The sequence below is a fragment of the Cryobacterium sp. M23 genome, from assembly GCF_002929655.1.
Taxonomy (GTDB): domain Bacteria; phylum Actinomycetota; class Actinomycetes; order Actinomycetales; family Microbacteriaceae; genus Cryobacterium; species Cryobacterium sandaracinum.
In genome coordinates this window covers 79,586-93,153 of sequence record NZ_PJJV01000070.1, presented here as the reverse complement: position 1 = coordinate 93,153, position 13,568 = coordinate 79,586, and the positions used below count along the sequence as shown (strand labels likewise).

At 62.3% G+C, this 13,568-nt stretch carries 15 protein-coding genes; 11 read left to right on the top strand and 4 right to left on the bottom strand.

Features of this window, described 5'->3' with window-relative positions:
- The 7 genes from CXY82_RS09145 to CXY82_RS09115 form a co-directional block, all read left to right on the top strand.
- Window positions 1-1,138: helicase C-terminal domain-containing protein (locus CXY82_RS09145; protein ID WP_158252157.1), on the top strand; the 1,138-nt coding region annotated here is incomplete at its 5' end.
- 1,112 nt (window positions 1,139-2,250) lie between these two features.
- A complete protein-coding gene (locus CXY82_RS09140; RefSeq protein ID WP_369827978.1) occupies window positions 2,251-2,631 on the top strand; it encodes an STAS/SEC14 domain-containing protein in 381 nt (126 codons plus the stop codon).
- Between the two features lie 318 nt (window positions 2,632-2,949).
- A complete protein-coding gene (locus tag CXY82_RS09135) occupies window positions 2,950-4,488 on the top strand; it encodes a bifunctional diguanylate cyclase/phosphodiesterase (protein ID WP_104170645.1) in 1,539 nt (512 codons plus the stop codon).
- Between the two features lie 9 nt (window positions 4,489-4,497).
- Complete coding sequence (locus tag CXY82_RS09130; RefSeq protein WP_104170644.1) at window positions 4,498-5,286, top strand: class I SAM-dependent methyltransferase; 789 nt, start codon at window positions 4,498-4,500, stop codon at window positions 5,284-5,286.
- Window positions 5,287-5,665: 379 nt separating this feature from the next.
- Entirely contained in the window at window positions 5,666-6,058 is a 393-nt protein-coding gene (locus CXY82_RS09125; RefSeq protein ID WP_146069093.1) for a hypothetical protein, read from the top strand.
- A 10-nt stretch (window positions 6,059-6,068) separates the two neighbouring features.
- Window positions 6,069-6,536 carry an SRPBCC family protein gene (locus CXY82_RS09120; RefSeq protein ID WP_199180924.1) on the top strand — a complete coding sequence of 156 codons (468 nt, stop codon included), beginning with the start codon at window positions 6,069-6,071 and terminating at the stop codon, window positions 6,534-6,536.
- Window positions 6,537-6,597: 61 nt separating this feature from the next.
- Entirely contained in the window at window positions 6,598-6,945 is a 348-nt protein-coding gene (locus CXY82_RS09115; RefSeq protein ID WP_370443695.1) for a DUF1016 N-terminal domain-containing protein, read from the top strand.
- Window positions 6,946-7,188: 243 nt separating this feature from the next.
- On the opposite strand, the gene CXY82_RS09110 is transcribed toward CXY82_RS09115, so the two are convergent.
- Complete coding sequence (locus tag CXY82_RS09110) at window positions 7,189-8,112, bottom strand: nucleotidyl transferase AbiEii/AbiGii toxin family protein (RefSeq protein ID WP_104170641.1); 924 nt, start codon at window positions 8,110-8,112, stop codon at window positions 7,189-7,191.
- The gene (locus CXY82_RS09105; protein ID WP_104170640.1) at window positions 8,109-9,158 is read right to left on the bottom strand and encodes a type IV toxin-antitoxin system AbiEi family antitoxin domain-containing protein; all 1,050 of its coding nucleotides are present in this window, start codon (window positions 9,156-9,158) and stop codon (window positions 8,109-8,111) included. The genes CXY82_RS09110 and CXY82_RS09105 overlap by 4 nt, the downstream gene beginning before the upstream one ends.
- Before the next feature lie 349 nt (window positions 9,159-9,507).
- Here CXY82_RS09105 and CXY82_RS09100 point away from each other — a divergent pair, with 349 nt between their 5' ends.
- Window positions 9,508-10,401: a hypothetical protein gene (locus CXY82_RS09100; RefSeq protein ID WP_199180923.1), complete on the top strand. Its 894-nt coding sequence runs from the start codon at window positions 9,508-9,510 to the stop codon at window positions 10,399-10,401.
- 75 nt (window positions 10,402-10,476) lie between these two features.
- On the opposite strand, the gene CXY82_RS09095 is transcribed toward CXY82_RS09100, so the two are convergent.
- On the bottom strand, window positions 10,477-10,938 hold the full coding sequence (locus CXY82_RS09095) for an ATP-binding protein (protein WP_199180922.1): 462 nt from the start codon (window positions 10,936-10,938) through the stop codon (window positions 10,477-10,479).
- A gap of 95 nt (window positions 10,939-11,033) precedes the next feature.
- Between CXY82_RS09095 and CXY82_RS09090 the strand changes: the two genes are divergently transcribed.
- Genes CXY82_RS09090 through CXY82_RS09080 form a run of 3 tightly spaced genes read left to right on the top strand, consistent with a single transcriptional unit; the run spans window position 11,034 to window position 12,873 of the window.
- Window positions 11,034-11,435 carry an NUDIX domain-containing protein gene (locus tag CXY82_RS09090; protein WP_104170638.1) on the top strand — a complete coding sequence of 134 codons (402 nt, stop codon included), beginning with the start codon at window positions 11,034-11,036 and terminating at the stop codon, window positions 11,433-11,435.
- A gap of 45 nt (window positions 11,436-11,480) precedes the next feature.
- Window positions 11,481-12,002 (top strand): GNAT family N-acetyltransferase, encoded by a 522-nt coding sequence (locus CXY82_RS09085; protein ID WP_104170637.1) that lies wholly within the window; start codon window positions 11,481-11,483, stop codon window positions 12,000-12,002.
- A 55-nt stretch (window positions 12,003-12,057) separates the two neighbouring features.
- Window positions 12,058-12,873 carry an alpha/beta fold hydrolase gene (locus CXY82_RS09080; protein WP_370443694.1) on the top strand — a complete coding sequence of 272 codons (816 nt, stop codon included), beginning with the start codon at window positions 12,058-12,060 and terminating at the stop codon, window positions 12,871-12,873.
- 105 nt (window positions 12,874-12,978) lie between these two features.
- On the opposite strand, the gene CXY82_RS09075 is transcribed toward CXY82_RS09080, so the two are convergent.
- Window positions 12,979-13,566 carry a GNAT family N-acetyltransferase gene (locus CXY82_RS09075; protein WP_104170635.1) on the bottom strand — a complete coding sequence of 196 codons (588 nt, stop codon included), beginning with the start codon at window positions 13,564-13,566 and terminating at the stop codon, window positions 12,979-12,981.
- Window positions 13,567-13,568: the final 2 nt, after the last annotated feature.

Below are 13,568 nucleotides of genomic sequence, written 5' to 3'. Positions count from 1 at the left end.
CAACGTCGAGCTCGGCTACGCGTCGACCATTCACCGGGCGCAGGGCATGACCGCGGACACCGCCCACGTCCTCGCCGACTCATCCACCTCCCGCGAACTCGTCTACGTCGGGTTGACCCGTGGAAAGGAAGCCAACCACCTTTACGTCGAGACCGAAGATGCCCAACCCATGAGCGACGTCCTGGCCACCATCGCCGGCCACAGCGACGGGACGCTCTCCGCCACCGAAACCATCCGCACCGAACAAGCCCGAGTCGACGACCTGGTCACCCTCATCGACCAATATGGCGACGTCGCCGAACGCGCCAACACCGTCCGCTTCACCCAACTCGTCGGCCACACCCTCGACGAGACCGACGCTCGGACCCTCACCAGTTCCGAGAGTTGGGGAGCCGTCACCGCAGCCCTCGCCCGCGCCGAAACCCAGGGCCTTGACCCGGCAAGTGTGCTGCGGGAATCGTGGAACGAACGAGAACGCGGCACCGCCGACGACGTCGGCGCCGTCCTCTCCCACCGGATGGAACGACGCATCGAAACGACCCCCGCCGGCCAGGAACCGGCAGTGGGGGAGCGTCCGGCGGTGCCGGCGTGGATCGCCGATCGCCGGGTACTCGACGCCGCCGGAACCGACCCCGCCTGGCGAGACCACTTGGCCGAACGGTACGAGTACCTCGCTGTGCGCCTCGAGGAACGCGGCACGGCGATCGCCGCCGAGAAGCCCGACTGGGCGCAGCAGCTCGGCGACGTACCGGATGAAAGCGCCCGCCGGCAGGAATGGGTGCGCCTCGCCGCCGAAGTCGACGTGTTCCGCGACCGGTACAACGTCGACCCGGCCCAAACACAGGCCATCCCCGAGGCGTACCTGGAGCGCGACGTTGGTGCGGAGCTCGCGGCGCGTGTAGCCGCACTGCAGAACACGCAGGCTCAGAGCACCCCGACGAACGTTCTCGAGGCGGGCCGGCAGAAGCCGGTCACTGCGCTCGAGGCGATGCGTGCCGCGAACCGGGTCACGGCCGACCGGCAGCGGGAAGCGCAGCGCACCGCCGGCCTCACGGTGAAGGCCCGACAGGCCAACCGCGGCGAGCAGGCAACACGGCCCGAGGACGGGCACACCCGTGACGACGGCCGCGAACGGTGAATCCGGAGGGACTAGAAGGTCAGGTCCGGATGCAGGAAAGAACTGACCGTTTCAGAGTCCTTGGTGCTGGCGAACCGGCGGGGCGTCCACCGGGCGCCCCGCCAGTTCCGGCTAGGCGATTCTGCGGGGGTTGATTTCCGACTCATCGACCGGCTTCTCACCCAGATCGATCGCGTCCAGACCGTCAACGGCTCCAATCCCTCACGCCCGAGATCGTAGACGCCGCCCGCGAAGCCCTCCTCATCGGCCACTGATCGCTGCCGAAACAACGCCATTTATCGATGCGACTCACAAATTTTAGGAAGCGCAGATCACGGCCGTGAGACGTCTTGTATCCCTAGAGATACGAGACAGGAACTCGCCCACCATCAGGCGAAGCTAGTCCCAACGTGCGGGCCTTCCGTATCGGTCGAGGTGTCTGGGTCGCGAATACGCCGCATGAACCAAGTGCCGCGCAACGACGCTCACCGCATGGGCCAATTCGTCCCGAGACGGGGGCCGCAGATCGCGGCCATGGATCGCGGCGTTTCTCACTGCCCGCATTCGGGCGATGTCCTCCCGGTCGGAGGATGAGATGGGTACGTCGTTCCTCGCGGCCTGGATCCAGATACGCTGCATGAGGGAGCCGGCATTGAGCTGTTGGAAGCCTTGATCGAGTCGCTGTATCTGGGATTCGCTCAAAACGCCGGCACCGGAGGAGTCGTCGGTAATGCGGATCCGCTCAGCAATCGACTGGCTCCCAGTCCAGCTTCGAAACGGGTCTTCGCATAAACAAAAGCGAACCTTGGGGAGCAGCCCGGGGCCACTCCGCCCACAGTTACGTCGGGAGACAGGCCCCAGCTTTTTGCCGTGTAGGAGCTCCGGATGTCCCGTGAGAGGTCGCTCAGTCGTAATTCGTTCATGGCCGCTGTGAGATCAGTAACCTGCATACCTGATCGGTATTGGACCCGGCATTTGGATACTCGCGCTAATACATTGCATCCTCCGTGCCTGCAGAGGCAAGAACCGCTCTCAGCCTGCAACCCACCGTCCTCGTGACGGGAGAAATCGATGAACCCGAGTACCTTTGAGGAGCGGCTGAATGGTTCGGCGGCGTGCTCGGGGGAGGACACGTGGTGGTGGATCCGGTCGCTGCAAACGAGGCAAAGCTCAGCATTGAAATGAGTGATAGCGGGCTTCTCCATCTGCGCTGGCTGCCCGGGGTCCACGTTCAGGTCGAGGACGCTCGGGCCGCGATGGCGAAAGTCAACGAGGTCTGCCAGCAGGAAGAGCATCCCATGCTCGTCGATATGGCAGCGGTCGGTTCGGTTAGCCGTGAGGCCAGGGCTGTTTGGTCCATTCCCTGCAGCGCCTCACGCATTGCTCTATTAGGCGAATCGCCTGTAGATCGGGTCCTGGCGAACTTCTTCCTCGGTGTGCACGTCCCGCCTTGTCCGACTCGTTTTTTTACATCGCGCAGCGAGGCCTTGGACTGGCTTAGTGCCCGTGCATGAGCGCCGGGAAGTGCTGCCTGCCGCGATGAGGGCCACACCGGGCGTCTGTCCTTTGAGCGGGGAACCGGCGGTGGCGGTGCCCGACACGTTCCGGCCAACCGGCAGGGTTACTGACCGCCCGTCGGGCTGGCAGGCGCCTTCGGGTGGGTACTCCTCTTGGTGGAGTATCGATAGTGGGCCCACATCGGAGGTTGCTGGTGACCGCAGGATTCAGCGCGTGACAGATCGATTCAGGGCGACCCCGGGGCAGTTGCCAGTTCTTCAGCCGGGGTCTGCAAAGGGCCAGACTTCCCGTCGTGGATTGCACTTTTGGGCGATATGACCTCGGGAAAGGCCGCTGAGGACCCGCGCCTGCAGCAGTTGGTGGAGGGCATTGTCCGGTTGGCTGCCGGTGAGCTGGACACACGCATGAAAACTTCGGAACGTAGGGATGACATCGATGCTGTCATCACGGGTGTCAACCTGCTCGCGGAGGAACTTGAGCATATTTACTCGGATCTGGAACGGCGGGTTGCCGACCGTACGGCCATGTTGGGGCGAGCGCAGGCTGAGCTGGAGCAGATGGCCAAGACGGATGCCTTAACAGGCCTTGCGAATAGGACCCTGCTCAACGAGCGGATCCAGGAGGCAATCCTGGCCAGTGCGGACAGCGGGAAAGCCCCGGCCGTGCTGGTGCTGGATCTGGATTCTTTCAAGGCCATAAATGACACTCTGGGCCATGGTGCCGGTGACGCCGTGCTGGTCGAGGTTGCCAAGCGTCTCCGGTCCGCCGTCAGGGCCGCCGATACAGTGGCCCGTCTGGGTGGGGATGAATTTGCCATCGTCATCACCGAGGCCACGGAAGAGGAGATCCTGCAAATTGCGCACCGGGCATTCGAGCAACTGCAGGACAGCGTGCGTGTCGGAACCGAAACGGTCTGGGCAATGGCCAGCATCGGGGTTTGCATCGGCACGCCGGGGTATCCGGCCGAGGCGCTGATGCGCGATGCTGACATCGCCATGTATCAGGCGAAGGAGCAGGGTCGCAACAACGTCCAGCTCTTCCACCCCGATATGCTCGACGCTGTCCGGGAACGCTCACGCATAACCGCCGAACTGCGCAGCGCTGTTGCCGGCGGCGAACTGGCACTGCGGTACCAGCCGGTGGTCGAATTGGCCTCCGGCAGGGTCATAGGCATCGAAGCCCTCCTTCGGTGGCATCATCCCGTGCGCGGAATTATTATGCCGGACAGCTTCATCCGCATCGCGGAAGAAACCGGCCTGATCCTAGAGCTGGGGCGGTGGGTGCTGCATGAAGGAGTCGCCCAGATGAGACGCTGGAGCGAAACCGCACCTGACCTGACGGACTTCCGTCTGCACATCAATCTTTCCGCAGCCGAACTGCTTCGCAGTGATCTGCTGGAGGACATCAGGGAAACGCTGGACCGGCATCACGTGGCTCCGCGGCGTTTGGTTTTGGAGATCACCGAGACCGTGTTGATGTCTAGGGGAACGGCGGAAGAACAGGTCTTCAGCGGGCTGCGGGACATGGGCGTGGGGCTGCAAATTGACGACTTCGGTACCGGCTATTCGTCCATCAGCTATCTCCGGTCGCTTCCCGCGGACGCGGTGAAGGTCGACCAATCCCTGATTCAGGACATGGGCTCGGACCCGCAGCAGCTGAAATTCATTGCTGCCATTCTTCAGCTGATTTCCTCTGCGGGACTGAAAGCGATCGTGGAAGGCATCGAAACCGCCGAGCAGGCGATCCAGTTGCAGGCCATGGGTTGCCTTTACGGGCAAGGCTATTACTACGGTTACCCGCTGCCGCCCGCGGAGGTACTGGATCGGCTCCGGGGTCTCGCGCAGCGTCGGTAGAGTTAGGAAATGTCAAAGCTTTGGGAACAGATGCTGCTCGTCCCAACAGTAGTGCGCCTCACTTCCCGGGTACCGAGAGACCCGGCGGCCGCGTGGGATGGGTACTGGCGCGGAATCCACACCACCGGCCGTTCCGGAGATGTGCTGTGGGACTCCGGATCCCGGACCGAGCATGCGCAGTACTCCGACGCCGTCGTAGCCCACTTTGATCCGGCTCTTCCGGTGATTGACGTCGGGTGTGGCAACGGAACCTACACCCGCTGGCTTGCTGGTCTTTTTCCAAGCGTGCTCGGCATCGATGTTTCAACCGGCGCGGTCGAGTTGGCGAGGAGAGAAGCTGAAGGCGTCCAGAACGCCGACTTCATGGTCATGGATGCTGCGGGCGTAGGAGCGGGAGAGCACCTGTTGGAGCGGATGGGGCCTGCCAACGTTTTTGTCCGCGGAGTCTTCCACGTCCTGAAAGCCGACAAGCAGTCCAGCTTAGCTGCCAACCTGCGAACCGTCATCGGGCGCAGCGGCCGGGTGTTCCTCGCCGAAACCAACTTCCAAGGAAACAGCCTCGCCTACCTGCAGCAGCTGGGCGCCACCCCGCGAAGCATACCCCGGCAGTTGCAGAGCGCCCTGGAAAACCTGCCCCGCCCCGGGCGTTTCGGCGCCCAGGAACGGCACAGCACATTTTCGGATTCGGACTGGCAGTTGATCGCGGACGGGCCGGTGAACATCGAAGTGGTCCCGATGAAATCCACCGGCCTTTCGCAGCAGATTCCGGGATATTTCGCTCTTCTAGCCGGCAAATAAATCTAGCGAACATCCGTCCTGAGCGTCAAACGGCGGACTTGCTCTGAGGTACTGGCCCTGACACGTAGGAACATCCCTTTCTCCGAACCCCGCTCACGTCGAGGGTCTCCCGCGTTACGTGTTGAAATGTTCAGGAAGTGACGCTACCGCCGTGCGCCTCAATCCAGGTCGTCAACCACGCATTGCCTTTTCGAGCGAACGGCATCTGTCTTAGGCTCCCTTCTTTCGGTGGGTTATTTCCGAAGAAGGCACATCAGGGGGGAGATCTAATCTGCAAATTTTGCAATAGGTGCATTACCTGTTGACATAATAACCATTATCGGTCATATTGCCCAACATATCACCTGTCATAACACCCGCGAATTGGTAGTCTCGGTTCATGGTCAATACGTCAACCGGGGATGGTTCTCATTCTGGTTCTGATCGCGCGGCTCATGAACGCTCAGTGGGTCTGAGTATTGCTGAGATCGCAGCGGAGTTGCAGGCGCAGCTGGGCCAGGCGCTGCTTGGGGTGATCGTGGGTAAGAACGCCCGCACGCTTGCTCGCTGGGCACACGCAACGGTACGGCCGCCGCAGACGAGTGAAAAGCTCCTCAGAGACACATTTCAGGTGCTCGAGATCCTCTGTTCGGTTCATTCGCCTGACGTTGCCAGGGCGTGGTTTATGGGTATGAACCCGGAACTGGGTGATGCTTCGCCGGCCGAAGCGCTTTCGGAGGGACGTTCCCGAGAGGTCATGGCCGCGGCGCGGGCCTACGTAGCCGCGGCTTAAGCTGGGCAGCATGACGGTCGAACAGGTTGAGCAAGGACCGCGCCGAGTCGCGCGCACTGTCGAGGTGCCGGCTTCGGCCGACGACGTCTTCGCGTTGGTGGCTGATCCGCACCGTCACGGTGAGCTGGACGGCTCAGGCACCGTCCGCGACACGGTGTCGGGGCCGCGGCGGCTCAGCCAGGGCGCACAATTCTCGGTAGCGATGAAGCAGTTCGGCGTCCGGTATCGCATCACCAGCACGGTCACGCGCATCGAAGACGGTCGGCTTGTGGAATGGCGTCACCCAGCGGGCCACCGGTGGCGCTGGGAACTCACGCCGCTCACGCCCACGTCAACGCGCGTCACTGAGACGTTCGACTACAGCACCGTCCCAGCCGTGCAGGGCAAAGTCTTCGAATTGCTCGGAGTTCCTCGGAAGAACGCCGCCGGTATCGAAGCCACCCTGCGCCAACTCGCGTCGCGCTACGCCCGCGCTTGACGTGACGGTGCTCACGTCCTGACCGGACGCCGAGGCCCCCGTCTGCACGGGCGTATGGGATCTGCGAATCGAATTCCCGCACATGACCAGGTTCCCACCGGGCAACCTTCAATACATGCGCAAGTTCGCGGGCGCCTGGACTGCAGAGACGCCAATTTCTCAGCAGGCTGCTGGCAAATTGGCGGGTGGCCACAACATGGTCTGCCTCGACAAGCTCGACGGCATCGAAGCCCGCGACTGGTACGCCACGGCCGCTGTGAAGAACGATTGGCCCGTAACGTTTTGCTCAACCAGATCACGATCAAGAACCGCACTCTCGAAAGGGGCTCTGGAGCGAGCAGCTTGTGAGTCTTGTGAGTCTTGTGAGTCTGGCCGCCCCTACATTCGTGCCGATCGTGGGAAGGCGTGAACCTCTCTGCTCTTCAAGAAGGCCCGGCCTGCCAGCGGCTGCCTACCTCTTATTGCGTGGCTGAACTCCGGAGTACGAAAAAGCCCCGGCATGTATCGCCTGGGGCAGACGAGCATGAGTACCGGGGCTAATCGTTGGAGTGGGGGGACTCCGTTTCGTAACGGTACTCGCGTATTGCCTGTGGTGGATTCCGCCGCGCCTACTGAGGGCAAGTTCGTGGCCCTGTAGCGGGTCTCGCACCGGTCAGCTCGGGCGGATCCACTGTTGTTGTGATGGGTCCCAGGCGCCGTCCTCGATTTCGGCGCTGAGGGCTGGTAGCAGCATCGCGTTGACCAGGGAGAGCGCAGCTTCATGGTCGAGGACGTCGCTCAAGACAGGAACGGTCTTGGCAACTTTGCGGTATCCGTCGGTCATGGAGCGTGGCACGTGGAGCGCAGTAAACGGCGGCAAGCCACGCTGGTGCGCTTCGGTGTGGACGCTGATGCGGAGTTGGCGTGCATCGATTCGCATTGTTTTTGTGAGGATGGCCAGATCGACGAGATCTTTTGTTCGGGTGGAGGTCTGGCCGCCGTAGGTCGATAGGGTCGCGCACACCTTGTCGGCGATCTGGTCTTCGACCGCGATGGCCTGGTAGGCCACGGCCGGTCCCAGGCGCGACATGTCGAGCCGGAATGCTGGAGTAAGGATGTTCAGGGGTGCGGCAGGGGTGCGCGTGTGGATGGCCAGGTCGACTCTGAGGGGGTTGCGGGTGCCGGCGCCTCGAACGGTGACGCTGAATGTGATGGCCGCGGCGTGGAGCTCGGGCTGATTGGGGCCGCCGGTGTCGCGGTGGCTGACATATCGGAACTCGAAATGATCGCCCAGGTCGATGCTCGCGGCTGAGGCGAGTTGGGCGATGGCGGCGTCGATACTCATCTCCGCCGTCTCGAGGTCCACATCGGTTGTGCTCCGCGATTGGGGAAGCCGAGCAAGCATGCTCGTGCCTCCTTTGAGTGCGAAGGGGCAACCGTCCTGCGAGAACACCCGGCAGAGAAAGCGATCGAAGGCAGCCAGTTCGATGAGGCTCTGGACGGAGGACCCGACGCCGCTTCGGTGCGCCGCGCGGGCCTTCTCCCTGATCGCGGAAAGCACCGCACGCCCATCTGGGTACGGGTCGCTAACGATCATTGTTCTTTCCCTTTTCTGCTGAACTTTTCTGTGGCGCCGACTGTCGGAGCCGGCGAGTTCCCGGTTGGGGCTGGGAAGGCGATCGTGGGAGTGGTGATGTTTGGCAGCGATTTCGATATCTGCGCTGCGATGGATTTCGTGATGTGTGCCATCTGTTCACGCTGGCGCTGAAGTAATGGGGCGAGCACGGTGTCCGTGATTTCGGACACGAGGCGACTCTGGTCCACGAGTACCGGTGCGAGCATCCGCTCGATGTGTTCGCGTAGCTCGACGCTCCCCGCCAGCTGGGGCTGTAGGCCGGCGACGATGGTCCTCAGCTGTTCCCGCACTGCCTGGCTGACGATTCCCTCGAGGGCGGCGCCGATAGCCGGCCGCTGCACGAGCGCACGCGCTGCGGCGATATCGTCGATTCCCGCGCTTCGGCGGAGTTGTTCCAGCAGAGCTGGGCCATCGCCTCGAGCGTGGCCGTATCGTGCGGCGAACGGGGTCAGCAGAAGGCCGAGGTGTTCGAGGTCGACCGCTCGTTCTCCCCGGGTCGCGTCGGCCAGCACGTCGCCGACCAGGGACAGGTCGCCGATCTCGTCGACCAGGTCGGCGACCGTGCGTTCGATGCTCGTCACCGGGAGGCCCCCGACGACCACAACGTCGCGGGAATCCAGCTGGCGCCGGCTGTAGACAATGTCGGTTCGTTGCGTTTGGCGTCGCTCGCTGGTGATCAGACGGTACGGGACTGGATTGATATCGCCGCACTCATGAACAGCTGCCGCGGCCGCCCCGCCCACCACAACTCGCGGGGTACTCACCCGCTCCCACGCCAGCATTATGGGTTCGGTCGACATCCAGGCAGCGCGCAGGTCATCCAGAGGAGCGACCGGCACTCCCCCGAGCCGATACACGCCGTGGGCGAGCCGCTCGAGCCGCCCATCTCGTTCCCGATGCGAGAGATTGGCGCGACTCACACCCCGCGCCCGCGCCTGAGCCGTGGTGAATAGACCCCACTGGCCGGCAGCCAGTTCCTCAAGGATCGGTTCAACAACAACGCTCATACTTGAAAAGTATAACCACAGTACGCTTTTCAAGCAATTGTGTTCTCGAAAAGCGGACCTGAAGGCGAATCCCGTGCGGGCGGGGTCTACGCGATACGGCGGCCCCAAGGTGGAGTCGGTGCAATGGTTGTCGATTTCCGTCCTCGGCTGCACAAATTCCGCACTCGCATGCACAGCTCATTCACGCCAACACGGGCTTGGCTCTGTGCCCATGAGGGTCCCTCATACGGGCGTCTTTGAAGGGCGCGACCCGGAGGGTGCGAGGGTGGCCCTCCGATACGGTTGGCCTGTGACTACTGGAACAGGTTCGTTCGCCCGACCGCGCTTGCTGCATGTCGCACCTCTCTCAGTGATTGACTTTGTGAGCGCGAGCCTTGGTGGCCAGATAGCTCGGGAAGAACCGGCCACCGATGGTTTTACCCAATCGGTCGCGTCCGTGATCACATCCACGTCCGGTTCGCAGGTATTCGTGAAGGCCGGTCCATTCGGCGACGGCTACGGCGAAGCCGTGAAGGCCGGCGCCGAGTTGGCCGGCGTCATCGGCGATCTCGGGCCCCCGCTCCTTTCCACACTCGACGCGGATGGTTGGAGCGCTGCCGTCTACGAGGTAGTGCCCGGCACGGCGATCCTGGACTGGCGTGAAGAAGACCTCGAACAGCTCAATGGCCTCTCGCACCGCCTCCGGGTGCGTCTGGACCCGAACCCGCTCTCGGATACGGAATCGTATGCCGGTGCGTTCGCGCCGCTTTTGGGCACGTGGGATTCGCTGCTCGATAGCAATAGCCCTGGTGCAACCACTGTCGCGCATGTCTCGGACCTCCGTTTGCCATATGGCTTGTCCGTGGAGATGCTCGCGGAGTTAGAGTCGGATTGGTTTCCTGCACTTGAGCCGGGCACTGCTCTTCAACATGGCGACATTCGTCGAGACAATGTGGTTCGAGAACCCTCAGGCCGACTCTGGCTGGTGGACTGGACCCACCGCTGGCTAGCGCCGGGCTGGGCCGATTGGGTCCGGCTGGCGCCAGATGTCGCGGCAAACGGCTTCGACCCCGAGGCAGTACTACGGCATTCTGCCTGGACAGACGCAGACCACCACGGCGTAAACGTGATGCTTGCCGGGCTGGCGGGTCGATGCTGGCGCGATGGGCACCGCCCTGACGTCCCGGGTCTGCCTCAGCTTCGACCGATGCAGCTGCTCCAGGGAGACATGGCAATGCGGTGGCTTGCCGCACGAAACCGGTGAACCGAGATGTTGATTTGAAGGACCGCCCGGTGCCTGGTGGTCTTTCTCCCCTGGCATCCGGGTGAAGCGCCGAGCCTATGCGACCACGGTCAAGGGGCCCTCATCAGGGGTGGGAACCTCAAAGTGATCGAAGTAAGCGGCCGCCAGCTCATCAGGTAGCTGGACGTCATTGGGCTCCTGCCCCGCCCGCGCGCGGACACGAGCCAGGACCACCTTTCGCGGAGTGGCCAGATAGATCGTCTCCGGCTCGACTCCCAGCGGCCGGAGGATGGCGCGGTAGTCCTCGCGCATGCTTCGGGACCAGAAGGAGTAGTCCAGCACCACATCGGTCTGTTTCATCACAAGGTCGAGAAGTATCTGGCGCAGGTGGCTTTCGATCTCGAGCCGGACTTCCTCGGCCAAGGGTTGGGATTGAATACCCCGCCGCCAGGCTTCCTCGTCGAAGGACAGCCGCGCCATGCCGCCAGACTCAAGCTCGCGTGCAACCGTGGACTTGCCTGAACCGGCTGGGCCACACATGAAGACGACACGGGTCATGCCGACGATCCTATGTTGCCCAACCCATTTAGGGGTTCGGCACCCGCGCGTGGGTCATGCCGCCCCAGCTGGTGGGCTGTCCGTAGGCTCATCTCATGGATGAACACTTGACGCATCATGTGTCGTGCGGATTGCTCGTACGCGCGGGGCGGGTGTTTCTCGTGCATCGATCACCGTCGAAGGCCTGGTATCCCAATGTGTGGGACCTCCCGGGAGGTCATCTCGAACCTGACGAGAATGTTCGCCAAGCTCTTGTGCGTGAGCTTCGAGAAGAGTTGAGCGTGGAGATCGCTCCACCTGGCGGAAACGCGCTATTTACGCGTCAAGAAGCTGGCCTCTTCCTGGAGGTCTGGAGGGTTGAGGAGTGGGACGGTGACATCATCAATGCCACGCCGGATGAACACGATGCCTTCGGTTGGTTCAGTTTGGACGAGGCAATATCTCTGGACCTAGCTGATGGTGACTACCCAGCGCTCTTCAAGCAGGTGCTGAGCTGATTCCTGTTCGGTAGGGGTTCCCTTCGTCAAGCTAATCTCGGAGTCATGTTGAAGACTTTTGTTCGACAAGCGAGGGCCGACGATCTGGAACTTCTTGAAGCGATCGAGAATGAAGCTGACGAGCTGTTCGCGACCGTGTTCTCGATAGACAGCTGGCGGCCTGCTCCGTCTTATTCGAAGCCATCACCGCAGAATGGCTTCATCCTCGTAGCCAGCGACAGTCCAGGATCGGATGCGATCGGGTTTGCCCACGTCCTCGAAGTCCTGGGCAGCGGTCATCTCGAGCAGCTATCGGTCAGGCCGTCAGCGGCGCACCGCGGGCACGGGCGTGCGCTCGTCGAAGCAGTCAAGAGCGAATCAAGACTACGCGGATGCAAACGGGTCACCCTGCGAACGTTCGCGGACGTTCCATGGAACGCCCCCTTCTACTTGAGCTGTGGTTTTATCGAGCGTGGTCCCGATTCTGATTTTCTTCGAGATCTGTTAGTTGCGGAGCAACAGCGAGGACTTGGGTACGGCCGGCGTGTTCAAATGAACTTCGACCTGACTGATGAGTTGCCCCGATAACTGTTCCCCTTGGATAGACATCGGATCGCAACGGCGCCGGCGCCGGCAGTGCGGTATGCCAGCATGGAGGATGACTTTCTTGCGACGCTCCGTTCAGAGTGAGGGTGTCACGATCAGCTATCTTGATTCGGGTCGCGTGGGGTCGACTGTTGTTATCCTTCACGGACTCGCTGGCAGTGCCACCGAATTCATTCCGACTGCCGAATCGCTTTCCGATTTTCGGGTGCTCCTCGTCGACCAACGTGGGCATGGGTACAGTACCCGCGTTCCCGCAGACACCTCCCGCGCTGCCTTCGTCGCCGACGTCGTGCGAGTCATTGAGGTGGAGGTCGACGGTGGTGTGTCTCTAGTGGGTCAGTCGATGGGCGCGCATACGGCAATGATGGTCGCCGCTGCTCGACCGGACCTCGTGGAACGCCTCGTTTTACTCGAAAGCGGAGCGGGGTCAGGCAACCCGGCCGAGAACGCCGCGATGGGCGACCATCTTCGATCGTGGCCGCTCCCGTTCGTCGATAAGACCGCCGCGCGCGAGTACTTGGGCAATGGGCCGCTCGAGCAAGCATGGATTGCCGACTTGGAGCATCGACACGACGGCCTCTACCCTCGGTTCGATCCAGAAGTGATGGTCCAAACCCTCGACGCGGTTGCCGTCCCGAGATGGAAGGAATGGGAGAGCGTCTCGGCCCCGGCGCTTGTCGTCTACGCCAGCGCTGGCATTTTTTGCAAGGAAGACAAGGCAGAGTTCGTGGGCCGGGGCCAACGAGCCCAGCTCATCGAGATCCCCGATGCCTCCCATGACGCGCATCTGGACGCGTTCGACCGTTGGATTGAGATCCTGCATGCGTTCCTACGCCAGGATCAGCCACGCTGAGATTCAGCCCGTCACGGGTTCCCAAAGGGCACTCCCCGAGGTCACGGCACCTAACCGAATTGATCCTGAGGGCCGAGTTGACCGGGGGTTCGATTGCAGTGACGTCTAGTCGAGACCGATGGTTTCGGACCGGAGGATCGACATCGTGAGGGCGTCGACGTATTCGCCGTCGAATTTATGAGCATCTCGTCGCCTGCCTTCAAGAGTGAAGCCTGCTCGTTCGTAGACGTGCTGTGCGCGGGGATTGAAAGCGAAGACCTCGAGCTCGATGCGACGCAAACTCGTGGTTCGGAATGCATGCTGGATGATTAACCGCGTCGCTGCGGTGCCAAGGCCGCGATCGCGTCCGGCAGGGCCGATGAGAATTCGAAAACTGCAGCCGTCATTCTCCAGGCTGAGTTCGTTCAGGACCGCTTCACCCACACACGTGGTCGATGCCTGGTCGATGATGGCGAGGTCCAACCGGTCCGATTGCCCGGATCTGGTCTCGTACCAATGACGTGTTGCCTGGTCGAGTGTTGCACTTCGTCCGTGCGCCTCAGCGGAGGTGTGAACGCTACCCGTGAGTGTGAGCACTTCGGGGTCCGCGAGGATGCTGCCCATCTCGTCGATGTCTCGCGGCTCGAACGGTCGCAGGAGGATGCCCCCGCCGGCGAGGGTGGGCTTCACTGCGAATGGGCCGAGGAGAACCATTC

Excerpts from the sequence above, each read along its gene's own strand:
- CXY82_RS09120 (WP_199180924.1), top strand. The coding sequence starts at position 6,069 with ATGACGGTCGAACAGGTTGAGCAAGGACCGCGCCGAGTCGCGCGCACT.
- CXY82_RS09125 (WP_146069093.1), top strand. The coding sequence starts at position 5,666 with ATGGTCAATACGTCAACCGGGGATGGTTCTCATTCTGGTTCTGATCGC.
- CXY82_RS09110 (WP_104170641.1), bottom strand. The coding sequence starts at position 8,112 with ATGATCGTTAGCGACCCGTACCCAGATGGGCGTGCGGTGCTTTCCGCG.
- CXY82_RS09135 (WP_104170645.1), top strand. The coding sequence starts at position 2,950 with ATGACCTCGGGAAAGGCCGCTGAGGACCCGCGCCTGCAGCAGTTGGTG.
- CXY82_RS09105 (WP_104170640.1), bottom strand. The coding sequence starts at position 9,158 with ATGAGCGTTGTTGTTGAACCGATCCTTGAGGAACTGGCTGCCGGCCAG.
- CXY82_RS09090 (WP_104170638.1), top strand. The coding sequence starts at position 11,034 with ATGGATGAACACTTGACGCATCATGTGTCGTGCGGATTGCTCGTACGC.
- CXY82_RS09075 (WP_104170635.1), bottom strand. The coding sequence starts at position 13,566 with ATGGTTCTCCTCGGCCCATTCGCAGTGAAGCCCACCCTCGCCGGCGGG.
- CXY82_RS09130 (WP_104170644.1), top strand. The coding sequence starts at position 4,498 with ATGTCAAAGCTTTGGGAACAGATGCTGCTCGTCCCAACAGTAGTGCGC.
- CXY82_RS09095 (WP_199180922.1), bottom strand. The coding sequence starts at position 10,938 with ATGACCCGTGTCGTCTTCATGTGTGGCCCAGCCGGTTCAGGCAAGTCC.
- CXY82_RS09085 (WP_104170637.1), top strand. The coding sequence starts at position 11,481 with ATGTTGAAGACTTTTGTTCGACAAGCGAGGGCCGACGATCTGGAACTT.
- CXY82_RS09080 (WP_370443694.1), top strand. The coding sequence starts at position 12,058 with ATGCCAGCATGGAGGATGACTTTCTTGCGACGCTCCGTTCAGAGTGAG.